Origin of the sequence: Granulicatella sp. zg-ZJ, from assembly GCF_010892355.1 — a bacterium.
Classification (GTDB): domain Bacteria; phylum Bacillota; class Bacilli; order Lactobacillales; family Aerococcaceae; genus WM01.
In genome coordinates, this window is record NZ_WNJY01000032.1 from 1 (window position 1) to 19,136 (window position 19,136).

A 19,136-nucleotide genomic window follows, 5' to 3' on the forward strand; every position below is an offset into this window, starting at 1 on the left:
TATTATAAAAAAGACATTTTAAAATTTTTAGAAGAGAAAAAGATATTTTCTGTGATTGGGTATAGACGTTTTCATCGCAATCCTGACCATAAGTTTTTTCGCTATGATTCATCTAGAGATTGTTTTACGGATACACGTACGGGAGAAATTTACACCTACAGAAACATTGATAGACAAGGATATAAGCAGTATCGTATAAGCGATAACAGTAATAAACGGATACTACGTCGAGCGATAGATGCTGATGTATACGATAGATGTCGTGAACGTCGATTATCTACGTTTGGGAAAGCACTATATAAACGACGGAAAGAAACGATTGAGCGTAGCTTTGCAGACTCTAAACAAAATCATGGGTATCGGTTTGCACAATATAGAGGAGTAGCCAAGATGCAGCAGTACACTTGGTTATCTTGTGCTGCCCAAAACATGAAAAAAATGGCAATCCTACTCACGAGAGATAGCCATTTTTTACAATATAGTTCTTTATTTATCATTTTTAAATGTAAAATCCAACGTATTTTTCAAAACTGGAAAAATACGTTGGATTTTTTATCGCTATTGTCAACAGTCTGACCGGACAGTCGTAAAAACGACTGTCCGGTGTTTTATTATTGTCCCCAAAAAGTTAGATTTTCTATCTAACTTTTTGGGGATACCAGTCAAAAATTATTCTCAACACAATTTTCTATAAAGTTAGTTTTTAATGATTAAAATAATGTACCGCTAATTGTGTACCGATTTTCGCATTGTTTTTCACTAATTTAATATTTGCTTCTAAGCTTTTTCCGTCTGTTAATTCAACGATTTTTCCTAATAAGAATGGTGTAATATCTTTTCCAACAATACCTTTTTCTTCTGCTTCTTTTACAGCAGATGCGATAATACCATTGATGTATTCTGGATCCATTGCATCTTCTTCACGAATTGGATTTGCTACGACAACGCCACCTTCTAAACCTAATGCCCATTTTGTGCGAATCATATCAGCAATATTTTCTAATTTATCATGTGATAAAGCTAATGGTAATCCACTATCACGTGTAAAGAATGCCGGTAAGTTTTTCACACCATACCCTACAACTGGTACACCTTTTGTTTCTAAATATTCTAATGTTGCTGGTAAATCTAAAATAGATTTAGCACCTGCACAAATAACAGTAACGCTTGTTTGTGCTAATTCGTCCATATCAGCTGAAATATCTAATGTTGTTTCCCAGCCACGATGCACACCACCTAATCCTCCTGTAACGAAGAATTTGATACCTGCTAAAGCTGCACAAATCATTGTTGAAGCAACAGTTGTTGCACCTAAACGTTTGCTTGCCACAACATCTGCTAAATCACGTCTTGATACTTTAGCAATGCCTTTACTACTACCAAACATTTCTAATTCTTCATCGGATAATCCGATTTTGATTTTTCCATCTACAATCGCAATTGTTGCTGGGACACCACCATTATCACGAACGATTTGTTCTACTTCACGAGCCATTGCAACGTTTTGTGGATATGGCATACCATGTGAAATAATTGTTGATTCTAATGCAACAATTGGTAAACCTTTTTGCATCCCTTCTTGTACTTCTTTTGAAAACACTAAATATTTTTCCATATTAATACTCCTTCATTTCTTTTAATAAACGATTTTTTGTTAATTGTGGTCTAACAGTTTGAATAGATTGAATCGTGTGATAAGAATTTGTTCTTCCCGCCAATGCACACGTATCATCATCTTCATCTAAGAGCCATGCATCAATATACGCCGCAGTAAATGAATCTCCTGCACCAGTCACATCAATGATATTTTCTGCATTTAATGCTTTAATAGGATACCATTTAGGGTTTGGTGACATCACAAGTAAATCATTTGAACCTTGTGTTAAAACAACTCTTTTGACACCAAGAGATAACCACTTCTCTCCCGCTTTTTCTAAGTCCTGTTTTGTGTTGTATTGTTCATTAAAAAAGGCTTGTGTTTCACCTTTATTCACAATTAAACAATCAACAGCTTGCAAATTTTGTGGTAATCTTTCCATTTTTGGCTCAGATACGGTTATTAATACGAGTTTTATATTATTTTTTGCAGAAAAAGAACATATAAACTCAATAGATTCTTTAGGACAATTTAAATCCATAATAATACAACTAGCGTGTTGTAAAATCGCTGTTTGTTTCATCAATAATTCAGGCGTTAAATAATCATAAATCGACATATCTGCCAAACCTAAATACATTTCTCCGTCTGCATCTAATAAAGCGGTATACGTTCCAGTAGACTGCCCTTCAATCGTGACAACACTATTCGTATTCATGAACGGACTAGACATTTCACGAATACGTGCCCATTCTGCATCATTCCCAGAAACAGATAATAACGACACTTCATTACCTAATCTTCCTAAATTTTCTGCGACATTTCTAGCAACACCACCTACTGATGCCATGGATGTTACGGGATTAGACGTATAGCTAATGAGTTTTTCTGTAGTTTTAATCTTCTTATCGACATTGGCTGCTCCGATACAAACAATACCATTGCGTTCATTGACAATATAGGCTTTCCCTAATAAATATTTTTTCTTTACTAAAGATGAAATAATATTGGCAACAGCCGGTCTAGATAAGCCTATGATGTCTGCAATTTCTTGTTGAGAAATATAGGGATTTTGTTCAATTAAACGAAAGATAATTTTCTCATTTTCTTTCATATTCCCGCCTCCTCTCTTCAAACAAATGTTCAGTTTTAAAAACTTATGTTTAAATAATACGCTTTATTTTAAAAAAAGTCAATACTTTTTCACAAGATAAAAGACGGTTTTATTCATTTTCTGACAATATTCTTCTCTTTTTTCACAATCTATATATACGTACATAACTTTAGACAAGATACTATATGTTGTGTTTTTAGTTGATTTTTTTATTTTTTTGTTTAAAATGATAGATGAGGTGAAAGCAATGACTGATTTACTAGAAAGAGCAACTAATATTGAACAGGCTATTGATAAATTACGAAATAATGATGTGACGATCGTGAATGAAAACGCAAATAAAGACAGTAGAGTTTATAATACTGAACGAGATTTAACGGCGGGTATTGTCGGAAAAACATTGGGGTTAAAAATGTTACCAAAACATGTTGCTCATGCCCATTTAAATGGAGATATTCATTATCACGATTTAGACTATCATCCCTATCAACCAATGACAAATTGTTGCTTAATTGATTTTAAAACAATGTTTGCACAAGGATTTCAAATTGGGAATGCACAAGTTGATTCTCCAAAATCTATTCAAACAGCGACTGCTCAAATGGCACAAATCATTGCCAATGTTGCCTCTAGTCAATATGGAGGTTGTAGTGCTAATCGGATTGATGAAGTGTTGGCTCCCTACGCACAATTAAATTACAATAAACATTTAAAAACAGCTGAAAAATGGATTGATGATGCATCTAAACATCATGCTTATGCACGTGAAAAAACAGAAAAAGATATTTATGATGCAATGCAAAGTTTAGAATATGAAATCAATACACTCTATACATCCCAAGGTCAAACACCTTTCACAACATTAGGATTTGGACTTGGTACAAACTGGATAGAACGTGCTATCCAAAAAGCAATTTTAACGGTACGTTTAATTGGTTTAGGAAAAGAAAAACGGACGGCTATTTTCCCTAAATTAGTTTTCACATTAAAAGACGGAACAAACTTAAAACCAAAAGACCCTAACTATGATTTAAAACAATTAGCCATTGAATGTGCGACACATCGTATGTACCCTGATGTCCTAATGTACGACAAAATTATTGATATTACTGGTAGTTTTAAAGCACCAATGGGTTGTCGCTCTTTTTTACATGGCTGGCAAAATAAAGACGGTATTTCTATCAATTCGGGTCGTATGAATTTAGGTGTTGTGACTTTAAATTTACCTCGTATTGCTTTAGAAAGTAAGTCTTTAGAGGAATTTTGGACACTTTTAATGGATAAATTAACCATTTGTCACGATGCACTTGTTTATCGTATCGAACGTGTAAAGCAAGCCCGTCCAACAAATGCACCTATTTTATATCAACATGGTGCATTTGGTGTAAAACTAAATCAAAACGATAAAGTTGATACACTTTTCAATCAAGATAGAGCAACTATTTCTTTAGGTTATATTGGTTTATATGAAGTGGCAACAAAATTTTTTGGTGAAAACTGGGAATCTAACGTTTCTGCTAAAGCGTTCACCATTGATATTTTAAAAGCACTTGATACAAAAACAAAAGAATGGAGTAAACAATACGGATATCATTTTAGCGTGTATGCAACTCCTAGCGAAAGTTTAACGGATCGTTTTTGTCGATTGGATAAAGAGATGTTTGGAGATGTTCCTAATATTACAGACAAGGGATACTACATGAACAGTTTCCATTATGATGTGCGTAAAAAGCCAACTCCGTTTGAGAAAATTTTATTTGAAAGTGAGTATCCTAAATATTCACCTGGTGGTTTTATTCATTATTGTGAATACCCTAATATGATACAAAATCCGAAAGCTTTAGAAGCCGTATGGGATTTTGCATACGATAAAGTGGGCTATTTAGGGACGAATACACCTATTGATAAATGTTATGAGTGCGCATTTACTGGAGATTTCAAACCGACAGAACATGGATTTGAATGCCCAAGCTGTAGAAATAGAAATCCCGAAACATGTGATGTTGTCAAACGAACATGTGGGTATTTAGGAAATCCTCAAGCTCGTCCGATGATTGCCGGTCGACACAAAGAAATCGTGGCACGACAAAAGCATTTGGAGATACGTATTTATGAAAACAAAGATTGCTGATTATAAACCATTTAATTTTGTTGACGGCGAAGGTGTTCGTTGTAGTTTATACGTGAGTGGTTGCTTATTTAATTGCAAAGGATGCTACAATAAATGTGCACAAGACTTTCAATATGGGACGGATTATTCTGATACTTTAAAATCACAAATTTTACAAGACATTGGCCAAAGTTATTGTCAAGGCTTATCTTTACTAGGTGGTGAACCATTTTTACATACGTCAGTTTTAACTGATTTATGTCGTGACATACGATCATTATACGGTCATTCAAAAGATATTTGGCTTTGGAGTGGCTATACATGGGAGGAACTACAAGAAGAAACTACAGATAAACAAGAATTACTATCTTATCTTGATATTTTAGTAGACGGTCGCTTTGTACTGTCACAATTAGATTTAACATTACAATTTAGAGGTAGCAGAAACCAACGTATTATTGATGTGCAGCAGTCCTTAACATCACAAACGATCAAATTATGGGAACATTTAAAAAAATAAAGACTGACACTAAGAATAACGAAAATGGACATATAACACTATAAATCAAATGAGATTAACTCAAAATACCCTAACTCAAGAAAAAATCATTCTATCCTATTTGGTCACCAACATCATTTGATATAGAGCCACCATCACCAAATAGGATAGAACACAAATAGAGAACTGACATCTCCGCATGTCAGTTCTCTATTTGTGAATGATAAATTATCTTTTATACCATTTTATGAAGAACCTATACTTAAAGTCTTTCTTAAATATTGTTCTCTTGTTGGTCATGTTTTAATTTATATTCTGCTCTTCTCGTTGAGTGTCGCCAATAACGGCGACTGCATAAAGCACTACAAAAAACTGTACGTCTATCTAATAGACCTTCCAATGTAACGACTTTTTTCCCACATTTCTTACATATAAATTCCCGTTTTTCTCTTAAATGATCATTCCTCATTTATTTACCCTTTAAATATATGCATCACGATTTATAGACTTCATTTCTCTTATCTATTTATTTTTCTTTGCTGATTTTTTAGATAAACCAATAGAACTCAAAACAGCACCTAAACCAAATAATAAAGTAGACACACTTGACCCTGTTCCAGTATGTGGCAACATTGGTTGATTTGGTTTTTCTTTTTCAGACATCGTCGTAGTACTTGTTGTCGTTTGTTTTGGTAGTATGATTGGTTTTCTTCTTTGTACTGTCGTTGTTGTTGATTCTTGACTTGTTGTGGTATTTATCGTAGTCGTTGATTCGCCTTTTGGATTTTCTTCCGGTTTTTCTTCTGGCTGTTCATCCGATAAAACATAGCCTAAATATACATCATTGGCTGGTACTTTTTTAATTGGAGCCGGAATAGCTATATTCATCAAACCATTATAATTCAATGCTCCAACAGCTTTACCTTGAATATAGCCCATAATTTTCAATAATTTATCTTTACTGTAGCCAGCTTTTAACTGTTCACCAACCTCTTTGGCAATGTCATCTTTGACATATACGACACTATTTTTCAGTTCGGCTTCACTTAATTGAGGATTTAATTTTTTAATTTCTTCCGTTGTGTAGGATACCCATTCCATTTTTTCTAAAATTTTCTCAGGTAAAGCATCTAAATCTTTTTCTTCATCTAAACGTAAACGTGTTCTTAATGTGAATGTTTTAGAACCATTTGTATTATTAACTTTAAATTTCACCCATGGTTCTTCTTTGGTTACCAAACTGTTGAAACTATCTTTTGTATTACCTAAGTCTTCACCTGTTACGGTTGAAATAGATAAAATATTTTTATTTTCATCTAATAAGTATAGCGGACGCCATGTATAACTCTTGAATCCTAAGTATAAATGTTCACCAACAGACATGCGTGGATCTAGTGTTAAAACTAAATCTACATATGTATATTCTTTGTTACGATCTTCAGGTTTTTCAATACTAAAGTCATTGTTTTTATATGTTTTCGTCAAAATACGTTCATCTGTATACCCAACATTTGGGTTTTTATGAACCAATAAAGCAACTTCTTTACTCATGGAGAAAGCTGCTTTTAATTCTACTTCGTTAAATGTATCTTTTTTGTACGCATCGATAACGATTTTTTCTTTTCCTGCACCATCTTCTCCAACATATTTTTCTTCTGAATCGTATTTCGTTACATTCTCTGTATTTGGTAATGTATTATCAGACGATACCTCTTCTGCAGGGTTGATAACAACCATATTTTCTGAGTTTATAGCATTAATCAATTTGGTATCTCTGATCTCTCCTTTTTCATTAAGCCATTTAAGAATATCAGCAAGATTATTAGGAACCTCAGCTACACCTAAATACACACCGTATAATTTGGCATTTTCAGGAATTCCATTTGGAAAGACCTCCTTAATAGATTGTGTCTTAGAATATACTTTTGCTCCTTCCGCAATTTTACCGTTCACTAAAGGTTTATCTGTCCAACCTAAGAAATTATTTGTCGCATGACGGTATAATCCTCCAGGTTCTAAATTATCGTCTTTTAACTTTTCAGATCCATCTGTATACTTTTTTTCTGTTGAAACTTGACTGTTTCCAGCATTATAATGTTCAAAAATAACGCTACCTGTATAATTCACTGGTTCTGTTTCACTCACAGCAGTAGGCTGTGCTGCTGCATCTTCAGCGTATCCTTGAATATCTGTGTTTATACAAGATAAAAGTGTCAAAGCAGACACAAACATGATTCTTTTCTTCATGATTTTCTCCTTTTATTATTTATTGTTTTTCTTTAAATAAACCGCACTTCCAACAAGAATAGCTCCAATCCACAATATCATCATCGATATTGTTTCTCCAGTTTTTGGTAAAATAGGTGTTGATTTCGCTAGTGTTTTCTTACTTGTTTGTGTGGTTGATTCAGTTTTTGTTTCTTTTGGCAAGAACACCTGACGTCGATTAAAGATGTCTTTTTCAATCACTTCTCCGTTTTCTCTGACTTGAATCAATACAGTTTTTTCTTGTTTTTGATACCCTGGTAATGGTTTTGTTTCGACTAATGTATAGTCTCCATACACCACGTCTTTAAAGATGATTTGTCCATTGTCATCGGTCATTTGCGTGTCTATCACTTTATCGCCTTGATGCAATTCAAACACAACATCTTTAAGTGCTTTTTGTGTGAATGCATCCTTTTTAGTAATCACAATCGTACCTTTTTTCAAAGTATTTAAAATTGGTTTTTGCTCATTAACATATACTGTTTGTTTATCTTGTGTGACTGTCACATCTATAACATCCGTTAATAAATTGTAGTTTTCCAATGTGGCAATTTCTTTTAATTGATACGTTCCATACACCACATCTTTAAAAATAATCTGACCTGTTGAGTCCGTCTTAGCTTCCAATACTTTTTTATCATGTTGATATAACGCAAAGGTAACACCCTCTAGTTTTTTCTCAGGATTATCTGCATCGGCTTTTGTTAAGACAACATCTGCTTTTTTCTTCACATTGGTCATGACTTTGTCAATAGTAACTCCATTTTCTCTGACTGAAACCAAAATTGGTGTGCTATCTAACACATAGTTTTCCAATGTTATTGTTTCCACCAATGTATAATCACCATAAGGGATCTGTTTAAACTGAACTTGACCAGATTGATTAGTCATTTGTGTGTCTACTACTTGATCACCTTGACGTAGTTCAAATTTCACACCTGCTAAGACTTCTTTTGTATCCGCATCAGTTTTGGTTAACACAATATTTGATTTTTTCTTCACATTCGTCATGGTTTTCTCAATAGTGACACCATTTTCTCGAACTTGCACCTCTATTGGTGTACTGTCTAATACATAGTTTTCCAATGTTGCTGTTTCCACCAAAGTGTAATCCCCATAAGGGATATGTTCAAACTGCACTTGACCTTTCTCATCAGTTACTTTTGGTGTGCCAATAACCGTATCGCCTTGACGTAGTTCAAATGTCACACCAGCTAAGACTTCTTTTGTATCCGCATCAGTTTTGGTTAACACAATATTCGATTTTTTCTTCACATTTGTCATGGCTTTTTCAATGGTTTCACCATTTTCTCGAACTTGCACCTCTATTGGTGTACTGTCTAATACATAGTTTTCAAGTGTTTGTGTTTCGACCAATGTATAATCACCATAAGGTATCTGTTTAAAGCGAACCTGTCCTTTGTCATTGGTACTTTGACGGTCAATCACTATGTCTCCTTGTTTTAAAGCAAAGGTCACACCAGTAATAGCTTCTTTTGTATCCACATCTGTTTTCGTTAACACAATATCGGATTTTTTCTTCACATTCGTCATAGCTTTTTCAATGGTTTTACCATTTTCTCGAACTTGTACCTCTATTGGTGTACTATTTAACACATAGTTTTCCAATGTTGCTGTTTCCACCAAAGTGTAATCCCCATAAGGGATACGTTCAAAGCGGACTTGACCAGACTGGTTGGTCATTTGTGTATCTACCACTTTATCTCCTTGTTTTAAGGCAAAGGTCACACCAGCTAATGGTTCTTTTGTATCCGCATCAGTTTTAGTTAACACAATATTCGATTTTTTCTGTTCATTCAAGAACGGCTGTCCATTATTGGCAATAATTGTTTGACCCTCTGTGTCAATCGTCACAGTCTCAAGAGTACCCTCTAATACATTGTAATTAGTCAAAGTAGACGCTTCTTGTATAATGTATGTGCCGTAAACGACTTTTTCAAAGATTGCTTGTCCAGAGGCATCTGTTGTCGCTTCATATACTTTTTCACCATTTTGTAATAAATGGAATGTTACCCCTTGTAAGACTTTGGTTGGATCATCTTTATCTGCTTTTTTGACAATGACTGTCCCTTTTTTTAAGGTATTTGTAAAGTCTGTTTCAAGGATATCTTTGCCATTTTCTCGAATTTGAATGGTTCGTTTTTCCACAGATAAATTATATTGTTTTAACGTTTCTTTTTCTTCTAAGATATAATCCCCATACACCACATGATCAAAGGTCACTATCCCCTTTGCATCACTCGTTGCTTGGTATTTTTCTTGATCGTTTTGTTTCAAAACAAATGTCACGCCTTCAATCGTTTTATCTGCATGATCTGCATCGACTTTACGAATGATTACACGTCCTTTTTTCTTCACGTTAGACATGGTTTTGTTAATAGTTGCACCATCTTCTCGGACTGAAACCGAAATTGGTGTACTATCTAACACATAGTTCTCCAATGTTTGTGTTTCGACTAATGTATAATCGCCATAAGGAATATGTTCAAATCGAACCTTTCCTTTGTCATCGGTCGTTTTTGAAGTATCAATAACTTTATCGCCTTGACGTAGTTCGAACGTTACGCCGGCTAAAACTTCTTTTGTATCCTCATCTGTTTTAGTCAATACAATATCGGATTTTTTCTTCACATTCGTCATAGCTTTTTCAATGGTTTCACCATTTTCTCGAACTTGCACCTCTATCGGTGTACTATTTAATACATAATTTTCAAGTGTTCGTGTTTCCACTAAGGTATAATTTCCATAAGGGATATGTTCAAATCGAACTCGACCTGTCTCATCGGTTACTTTTGGCGTGCCAATAACCGTATCGCCTTGACGTAGTTCAAATGTCACACCAGCTAAGACTTCTTTTGTATCCGCATCAGTTTTGGTTAACACAATATCCGCTTTTTTCTTCACATTCGTCATGGTTTTGTCAATAGTGACACCATTTTCTCGAACTTGCACCTCTATTGGTGTACTGTCTAACACATAGTTTTCCAATGTTTGTGTTTCGACTAATGTATAATCACCATAAGGAATTTGTTCAAATCGAACCTTTCCTTTAGCATCGGTCGTTTTTGAAGTACCAACAACCTTATCTCCTTGACGTAACTCAAATGTGACACCCTCAAGTGGACTATTGGTATCCGCATCTGTTTTCGTCAACACAACATCTGCCTTTTTCACGGTATTTCGAACGGTTTTCTCAATCACTTGTTCATTTGTATCAATGACTACTTCTTGTGTATCCTCCGTTTTTAAATAACCCGTTGGCGCAGTAATTTCTTTTAATGTATAGGTCCCATAAGGAATACCTTTAAACGTTGCGATACCTTCTGAATTGGTCGTCGCCTTGTAACTTGCTTGCGTTTCTTGGTCTTTGAATAAACCAAACACTGCACCTTCTAATACTTTGGTATCTTGTTCTGCATCCACTTTTTTTACAAGAATGCTTCCTTTTTTAATAGTATTATAGATAGGATTCGTTGTAAGTATCACTTCTTTTTCGTCCTCACGAATAGTGACATTGTATTCTGTACTGTCTAAGTTATGACTCGCTAATGTATTTGTTTCTACGACTTTGTAATCACCATACGGAACATTGTCAAACACCAACTCTCCATTGACAGTAGTCGTTTTCACTGTAACAACCGTATCATCATTTGCTTTTTTCAATGTAAATTCAACACCTGCTAAAGGTTGTTTTGTATCAGCATCTTGTTTAATCAGTTTGATACTACCTTTTTTAAAGATATTTTCAATCATATTGTGAGATTGTACATGATCTGATGATAAGGTAATTGTGATTGGTTTGATTGTTCTATATGGATCTAGTCCTTCTACTTCACGTAATTCATACGTTCCAAAATCTAAAGAAGTAAAGGAAACCTCCCCTTGCTCATCTGTTTTCTTAATTTCTGACACAGCTTGATTCTCTTTGAATAATTGAAACCCAACATTCTTTAGCTTATCACCATTTTCATTCGTTTTTACCACGAAAATATCGCCTTTTGTCACAATAATACCTGCATTGCGTCTACCATGTCTTGTCACCTCAGTTGGTGGTGATAATTCAAACACAGGCGTTGTACCAATGTTTGGATTATCTGTACTTTGTGTCGTATCATTTCCACTTGTTCCCACTAGTGTATGACTTATTGGTGTAAAGGCCTCTTCCTCATATTTCTTCGTAAACTGGACATAGTATTTGCCACGTTTATACACGTTCATCTCATAATGTCCTTTGGCATCAGTCACAGCACTTATCAACTCTCCGTCTAATCCCTTAACAGGTGTGCCATCCTCATGCATCAGTTGTGCAGTATAGCCAGCTAATAATGGTTCATCATCGGAATGATCGCCATCTTTGTTAACATCGGCAAACACAATACCGTCTACCGTGTATTTTACATTAGATACACTGGCACGATTAGCTTCAATATAGTCTACCCCGTTCCGTGAGAAGGCAGTGGTGTTATTGGCAACGGAAAAATTATCCAGCGCTGTTTCTTTTGGAATTTTATTATGGGTAATAAATGATACTTCTTCCTTAGCAGTCACAATACTGCCCTCTTTTAACACAAACTTAAAGGCTTTAACTTGTGAAAAATCACTCACTTGATCTTTGGTCAACCAGTTGACGTCACGAACACTTGCTAAGTCAGTACCCTGTGGGGTAAGCGAATAAAACACATTAAATCGTTCTAAAAGTCGTTCGTTGAGTTTTATCCCATTGATATCTGCAACATCTTCAATCGCTTCTACTAGTGGTACATGAAATTGGCTCTCACGAGGTAGATAGTCACCCTCTTGATTTGGTACAATAGCATGGTCACCTACATACGGTAAGACGTCTATGACATGAAGTGCTTTTAAATCAATCAGCGTATTGTTTAAAATAGATAAACGATAATATATGTCCCCATCTAAATCTTGTGCAGGTGCAGATAAAGACCAATCTTGACTTGGATCTAAGGCAACTGTTTTTTTGGATAACACTTCTTCGGGTGGGAGGAAAGTAATATAGGTATCACTCGCCATAAAAGTTTCATTTGTATCGCCATCGCCATCTAAATCCAAAGCATCTTTATAAAACTGACCATTAGGTTTAATAATTTCAGATCTATCCCATGCTACAAAATGATTGATAACATTAACACCTTGTTTCGCATACTTAGTTACATTAACATCAAATTCTACCTGCCCCAATGCAACATAAGATTGCCCTTGAGCTTGACTTCTAAACTTAAAGATAACAGCTGTTTTTCCTGTATTTCTAAAATTTTCTACTATTTCTGGTTTAAAACCCTCTTTTTCAGTAACACTGTACAATAATCTCGGATTACCTGCATATTCAATTCCTGAAGGTAACAATGAAATGATAGTAATATCCTCTTCCTTAGGAACTCCATTCCAAGTTCCATTTAAAACTGAAGCAACTTTTTGACGACGGATATTTCTTTCTCCTTGATAAGGAACATTATACGTTCCCTCAGTAAGGTGTATTGAAATTCGAGGATCTGGATAAGCTATTCTTGACCAGTTATTATCTTTATTTCGTTCTCCTCTAAAATCATTTTCCCATATAGTATCTAAATCACTTCTTCTAGTGCTTAATTTCATTTTAAGCATATAATCTTGATGATTAGTTGTATATTCTCTATTTTTGAATTTTTCTAGCTCACTGTCTTTGGGTTTTGTTTCATGGAGTAATCTTATCTCTTGATTATTATCCAACAAAATAGGTTCATCAAATTCAACAGAAATCTCTCGATAATTCCCAGCTTCATTAGGAAGAGTTACGGATTGTCCAACTGGAATATTAGTTGCTAATAGTTCCTTATGACCATCACTTCCTATTCCGTATACCTTGTTCCCTGTTGCCTGTAATTTTTCTTTCACTGCTTCAGAACCAAAATTAAGAGCCATAATATGAAAATCCAAACGATTATCTAAATCGTATGCTCCTATCTTAGAAATATAACGCATTAAACCGTTTCTAGGATTTCCATAATCACTACCATTATTATAGGCTGTAACACGAGAATTAAAGTGTACCGTATGGCTATTAACATCATTTTTCTTTACAATTTGATTATTTTCAATTTCATAGATATTACTCCAGTCACCAGACTGAGTCCCCCATAAATCGTACTCGATATGTTCTGTTTTAACGAACGGAGGAGTTGGTGGAGTCACTGATTCATAGGCTTCAAATTTTACTTTAGCATTACGATCTGGCAAACGCTCTTCTGCTGGTGTACCCGGATTGATATAAAACTCAGCAGTATTCTCGTAGACATTCGTAGCACGAACTCCTTGTGATACTTCATTATTAAGTGGCTGATCCTGATATCTTAAAACAATCATCTTTCTCAAAGCTGGACGATTATAAGAATACCACTCATTATTTTCAAGTCTTAAACTACCTTCAAAGGTCGCCGTATGGTTTTCAGCATTATAAACCCAACCTCTATTAGATTCATTATTAAGGTCTAAAGTCGCTTCAGCTGGTAAATGTTCAACAATTTTTACTGTTTTAGGAACAAATCTACCAAAACCTTGTGAAGTCCCTTGAGGTGGATTATAGAAAAAATTTAAAGCGTAAGCTACCGACATAGGTTTCATTATCGGATTATTTTCAGGAATTTTTTCATCCCTAAATTCTTGACGATAAACAGCAACTGAATTATTATCATCCCAACGATTTGGCCATCCCCATTGTCTAACAGACTTATGGCTTGTCCACCCATATGTTTGAGCCGTATAAGTAACACTTGCCGAATCTAGTAAGGTACCATTACCATCAAACAATTCATATTTTGGTGTTACTGTTGTTCCATTTGGTGTCACGTCATTATAGAAGCGAAATGGAAAAGGAGACAAAGCAATAGAACCTCCCCTTAAAGAAGAAAAAGTATAGGTCATATACCAGTTATCTTCATCCTCAGAAAATTCACTTGTTTTTGCACTGTCCAATGTTACAAATGTTGGTTTAGTCGTTAAAATTCTTCCCTCATGTTTCACTTTTGGAAATGTAATCACTGTTTTTGCATTTAAAATATTGACACCGTCACCAGAAATATCAAAAGATGCTCTAGGTGTAATATTCTCCCCGGACAGATAAATTAACTTATCTGTCCCGTCGGGATTTTTTGTTTCTGTTAACATTTTGACATTATATTTGATTGTACTTTCTGCAAAAATATGTGTTAAAGGCATAAACTGCCCAATAAGCAACACTAACGATAAGCATATATGCCAACATTTCTGCATATTTTTTTTCATTTTCTTTCCTCTTAATTATTTATTTTCTTTGCTACGTTTAAACAAGCGTGCACTCAATACAACTAGGCTTGTGCCAATAATCGTCCATACAGAACTATCTGATGCATTTGTTTTTGGCAACATATGAGATGCTTTGCTTACTTTTTTCTCTGTAGATGATTCACCACGTTCTGTTGTCGTTGTCACAACAATTTCTGGACGTTTTATAATACGAGACGTTGTACTTTCTTCTTTTTCTGGTGTGAATATCCATTCTCCGATAAACACAATATTTTGTCTATCAAATATTGCTTTCTCTTTATCCCAAGCAACAAATATCCATGTACCCGTCTGGTCTTTGTAAGTAGACGTATCAATAGCCGATACAGTTACTTCTTCTCCACTCTTACCTACCACAGTAGTGTCATTCAAACGGTCTTGTAGCTCTTGTGGCAATGCTCTTCCAGATTTTTCTTTAAATAAATAGGTTGCAATATATGCGGTTGGAATTGTAGTGTTGCTTGGTGCACCTGTTTGATAATTATATGGTTTGAAATTCCATTCTCCTTTAAATACCACATTTGAATTTGATACCATATCTTCTTTTTTATCCCAACTTACAAATATCCATTTCCCTTTATTTTCTTTATCAATATAATCACTCGTATCAATATCTTTCGTTGATACTTCTATCCCATTCGGTACATTTGTTCTATTTTTATTATTCAATCTATCTTTTAATGCTTGTGGTAATTCTTGAGTTACTCCAGCTTGTTTATCAAAGTTATATGTCACATTGTATGTTGTATCTGGCACAAAGTTCCATGTTCCAATAAAGACAACATTACTATCTGAAACTGTTTCATTCTCTTTATCCCAACTTACAAACACCCATTTCCCATGGCTATCTACATCCACATATTCTGTTGTATTCACACCCATTGGTTTTACAACATCTGTTGTATGTACTTCTTGTGATACATTTTCTGTTCTTTTTTCTAATTCTTGCGGAAATGGTACTGTCACATCATCTGCTTTTTTAAATTGATATGTCACATGATATGTTTTGTTTTCCACTAAATCAGACTCAAAACGCCATGTTCCTTTAAATATCACATCACTATCTGTTACCGTTGCATCATCTTTATCCCAGCCATTAAATATCCATACACCCTGATTATCTGCATCTTTATAATCTTGTGTATCAATATCTAAGGTATTAACAAATGTCCCATTCGGTACATTTGTTCTATTTTTATTATTCAATCTATCTTTCAATGCTTGTGGTAATTCTTGAGTTACTCCAGCTTGTTTATCAAAGTTATATGTCACATTGTATGTTGTATCTGGCACAAAGTTCCACGTGCCCTTGAATGCAACATCGGCATCTGTAACTGTCGCTGTGTCTTTATCCCAAGACACAAATGTCCATGTACCGTGGTTATCTGTATCCACATAATTAGATTTATCTACATCTTGTGTTGTTACTTCTGTTCCATTTGGTACATTTTCTTTATTTTTATTAGCTAATCTATCTTTTAATGCCTGTGGTAATTCTTGAGTCACTCCAACTTGTTTGTCAAACGTATACGTTACATTAAAAACTTGTGCCCATATTGCATAGACCGTTTTGTTTTCTGTAATAATTGCCGTTTCAGGGTAAAAATCTGCTGTTTTAGAGTCTTTATTCTCACTCCACCCAACAAATGTATAGCCATCTCGTGTTGGATTAGCAGGTACACTTTGGTCTGTCAATGTATCATTTGGAATCGTACTGTTGTAATCCACATACACACTAGCAATTTTATCTTTTGCTGTATCTGTTTCAGTATTTTTCATAAAGGTCACTTCTGGATTAGCAAAAGTGACTGCTACTCCAGCTGGAGGCAAAATATTGTTCACATTGGCAGATAATGTTTGTGTACCTAATAATGGTACTGTTGCTCTTCCCCATACTTTTCCACCGATTTCACCAGTAACGAAAATATTATGTCTTCTCAACATTTCTACTTCAGTAGGTGTTAATTTATTAGCATCAATATTTAAATCTTTTTCTACAATACGTTTTTCTTCTGCTTTCTCTGCATCTGTCATTGTACGGCGATTCACAGCAATCTCATTGGCATCTTGTACACTTACTTTGAAATTATTAGTATCTGGTGTATCAAAACCAAATGACATTGGGGCATCTTGTTGTTCTACTGAAAAATCCTTATTAGCAATAGGAACAACACGTATAATGAATTTTTTTACATTACCAGTTGGAATATTAAATTCTTTACGTGGAACATTTTCAACGTATGTATTTCTAACATCTGCTAATTGATTGTATTGCGCATCAAACACATACACTGGTCGCCATGTTTCTGATGTAAAATACGCTTTTTGAATCAGTCCAGTGGCATCTGCGTAAGACAAACGATTATCTAATGTCACAATCAAATCAACATAAGATATCATTCCTTTTGGTTCTGGTTTAGCTAGTTCAGCAAGCGTTGATGCATTCGATAAATCAGGTTTAACTAGCGCACCCCAAAGTGTCGGAATCAAAAGTTTTTGCGATTGTTTCATTTGAAATGTTGAATTAAACTTAAACAAACTATCTTCAGTAGTCGGTGATGTCACAAGTACTTGTTTTGTTTTATTCTCTGTACCAAAATTATGGTGTTCTAAAATTGTCGGTCCGATAATAGTATCAGAAGCTGACATACCTTGATTGATGTTAATCGTCGCATTAACTGGAAAATTACCAAGAAATGGTAACGGAATATTCAACTTACCATCCACTGCATAGGCATGTTGTGTATATGATGCTGTACCAGATATAGCCAATACAGCCACTAATGCCACCATACTTTTCGTACAAACTCGTTTATAAAATCGATTTTCCTTCAAAATATTTCTCCTTTCATAATTAAGCACACAACAAATAAAGTACCCCCCCCCGAATAAAATCTGTCCTTTAATGCAGACTTTTAAGGACATTGTGTTATAATTGGGACACGCTCATAATAAATTATGACAAAATCTTTATTTTACAAGGAAAATATGATGGATTTTTGTGAAAAAAGTCCTATTGTTTTTCCGAAAAAATCTCTATTTTTCTTGTCCGTAAAAGTCTACATTTTTGTGACAATTTCTCAAAAATTTATTAGGAAACTTTATTATTTTTAATCTTAAAAAGTATGATAAGATCGTAGATAACCACTCCCTCATGAGAACACTATTTGTTAATTTCTCATATTCTATTTTTGGAAAAGGAGTTTTCATAAGTTTTTCTAATCAAAAAGCAAAAACATTTGTTAAAATAATTCTAATTTTGAATAAAAACTAAAAATACACATCAAAAAACATATTTATCTAATTAAATTGAAATTTATTATTCTCTTATTCTTTAAAGTAATAACATCTATTCCACAAAAAAGATAACTCAAAAGTCACCATAACACTTCTTTTCAGATTGTTGACAATACCGAAAAAACATCCAACATATTTTTTAAAAATTGAAAAATATGTTGGATGTTGAATTTTAACGTGATAAATAAAAAATAATATCGGAAAAAATGGCTATCTCTCGTGAGTAGAATTGCCATTTTTTTCATGTTTTGGGCAGCACAAGATAACCAAGTGTACTGCTGCATCTTGGCTACTCCTCTATATTGTGCAAACCGATACCCATGATTTTGTTTAGAGTCTGCAAAGCTACGCTCAATCGTTTCTTTCCGTCGTTTATATAGTGCTTTCCCAAACGTAGATAATCGACGCTCACGACATCTATCATATACATCAGCATCTATCGCTCGACGTAGTATCCGTTTATTACTGTTATCGCTTATACGATACTGCTTATATCCTTGTCTATCAATGTTTCTGTAGGTGTAAATTTCTCCCGTACGTGTATCCGTAAAACAATCTCTAGATGAATCATAGCGAAAAAACTTATGGTCAGGATTGCGATGAAAACGTCTATACCCAATCACAGAAAATATCTTTTTCTCTTCTAAAAATTTTAAAATGTCTTTTTTATAATACCCGCTATCTAACGCGACACAATTCACATCAAACTTAAATTTATCCATGATATATGTTAATCGCGACACATACGGTACACTATCATGAACATTTCCTGGCGTAATAAAGCAGTCCACAATAAAATTGTGTTTACCATCTACACTACGATGGTCTAAGTACATAAATCCTTTTTCTTTATTATCCCGATGGTAATAGCCGCTTTCTTTATCAGTCGTACTTTCTTTTATGTTTTTAGAGATGA

Annotated in this window: 9 protein-coding genes and 1 pseudogene; 3 read left to right on the forward strand and 7 right to left on the reverse strand. The window is 34.4% G+C overall.

Annotated features, from left to right (window positions below; translation table 11 throughout):
* Positions 1–576 (forward strand): transposase (locus GMA11_RS08175; protein ID WP_205422862.1); only part of this gene is annotated, 576 nt, incomplete at its 5' end.
* Between the two features lie 127 nt (positions 577–703).
* On the opposite strand, the gene GMA11_RS08180 is transcribed toward GMA11_RS08175, so the two are convergent.
* Positions 704–1,615, reverse strand: a complete 912-nt coding sequence (locus GMA11_RS08180) for a pseudouridine-5'-phosphate glycosidase (RefSeq protein ID WP_163546664.1) — start codon at positions 1,613–1,615, stop codon at positions 704–706.
* Position 1,616: 1 nt separating this feature from the next.
* Positions 1,617–2,711 (reverse strand): carbohydrate kinase, encoded by a 1,095-nt coding sequence (locus tag GMA11_RS08185; RefSeq protein WP_163546665.1) that lies wholly within the window; start codon positions 2,709–2,711, stop codon positions 1,617–1,619.
* Positions 2,712–2,976: 265 nt separating this feature from the next.
* Here GMA11_RS08185 and nrdD point away from each other — a divergent pair.
* Positions 2,977–4,842: pseudogene (gene nrdD / locus GMA11_RS08190) on the forward strand (anaerobic ribonucleoside-triphosphate reductase); the annotation flags it as partial.
* Complete coding sequence (gene nrdG, locus GMA11_RS08195) at positions 4,823–5,341, forward strand: anaerobic ribonucleoside-triphosphate reductase activating protein (protein WP_163546666.1); 519 nt, start codon at positions 4,823–4,825, stop codon at positions 5,339–5,341. The pseudogene nrdD and the gene nrdG, both read left to right, overlap by 20 nt.
* Before the next feature lie 253 nt (positions 5,342–5,594).
* On the opposite strand, the gene GMA11_RS08200 is transcribed toward nrdG, so the two are convergent.
* The 5 genes from GMA11_RS08200 to GMA11_RS08220 all read right to left on the reverse strand — a co-directional run.
* Complete coding sequence (locus GMA11_RS08200) at positions 5,595–5,789, reverse strand: hypothetical protein (RefSeq protein ID WP_163546667.1); 195 nt, start codon at positions 5,787–5,789, stop codon at positions 5,595–5,597.
* Positions 5,790–5,842: 53 nt separating this feature from the next.
* Positions 5,843–7,567: an LPXTG cell wall anchor domain-containing protein gene (locus GMA11_RS08205; RefSeq protein WP_163546668.1), complete on the reverse strand. Its 1,725-nt coding sequence runs from the start codon at positions 7,565–7,567 to the stop codon at positions 5,843–5,845.
* 15 nt (positions 7,568–7,582) lie between these two features.
* A complete protein-coding gene (locus GMA11_RS08210) occupies positions 7,583–14,884 on the reverse strand; it encodes a SpaA isopeptide-forming pilin-related protein (RefSeq protein ID WP_163546669.1) in 7,302 nt (2,433 codons plus the stop codon).
* Positions 14,885–14,899: 15 nt separating this feature from the next.
* Entirely contained in the window at positions 14,900–17,758 is a 2,859-nt protein-coding gene (locus GMA11_RS08215; RefSeq protein WP_163546670.1) for an SHIRT domain-containing protein, read from the reverse strand.
* A 560-nt stretch (positions 17,759–18,318) separates the two neighbouring features.
* On the reverse strand, positions 18,319–19,136 hold an 818-nt coding region (locus tag GMA11_RS08220), incomplete at its 5' end, for a transposase (RefSeq protein WP_163546671.1).

What these genes read in the sequence shown, in the direction of transcription:
- GMA11_RS08180 (WP_163546664.1), bottom strand. Translation starts at nt 1,615, where the DNA reads ATGGAAAAATATTTAGTGTTTTCAAAAGAAGTACAAGAAGGGATGCAA.
- GMA11_RS08185 (WP_163546665.1), bottom strand. Translation starts at nt 2,711, where the DNA reads ATGAAAGAAAATGAGAAAATTATCTTTCGTTTAATTGAACAAAATCCC.
- nrdG (WP_163546666.1), top strand. Translation starts at nt 4,823, where the DNA reads ATGAAAACAAAGATTGCTGATTATAAACCATTTAATTTTGTTGACGGC.
- GMA11_RS08200 (WP_163546667.1), bottom strand. Translation starts at nt 5,789, where the DNA reads ATGAGGAATGATCATTTAAGAGAAAAACGGGAATTTATATGTAAGAAA.
- GMA11_RS08205 (WP_163546668.1), bottom strand. Translation starts at nt 7,567, where the DNA reads ATGAAGAAAAGAATCATGTTTGTGTCTGCTTTGACACTTTTATCTTGT.
- GMA11_RS08210 (WP_163546669.1), bottom strand. Translation starts at nt 14,884, where the DNA reads ATGAAAAAAAATATGCAGAAATGTTGGCATATATGCTTATCGTTAGTG.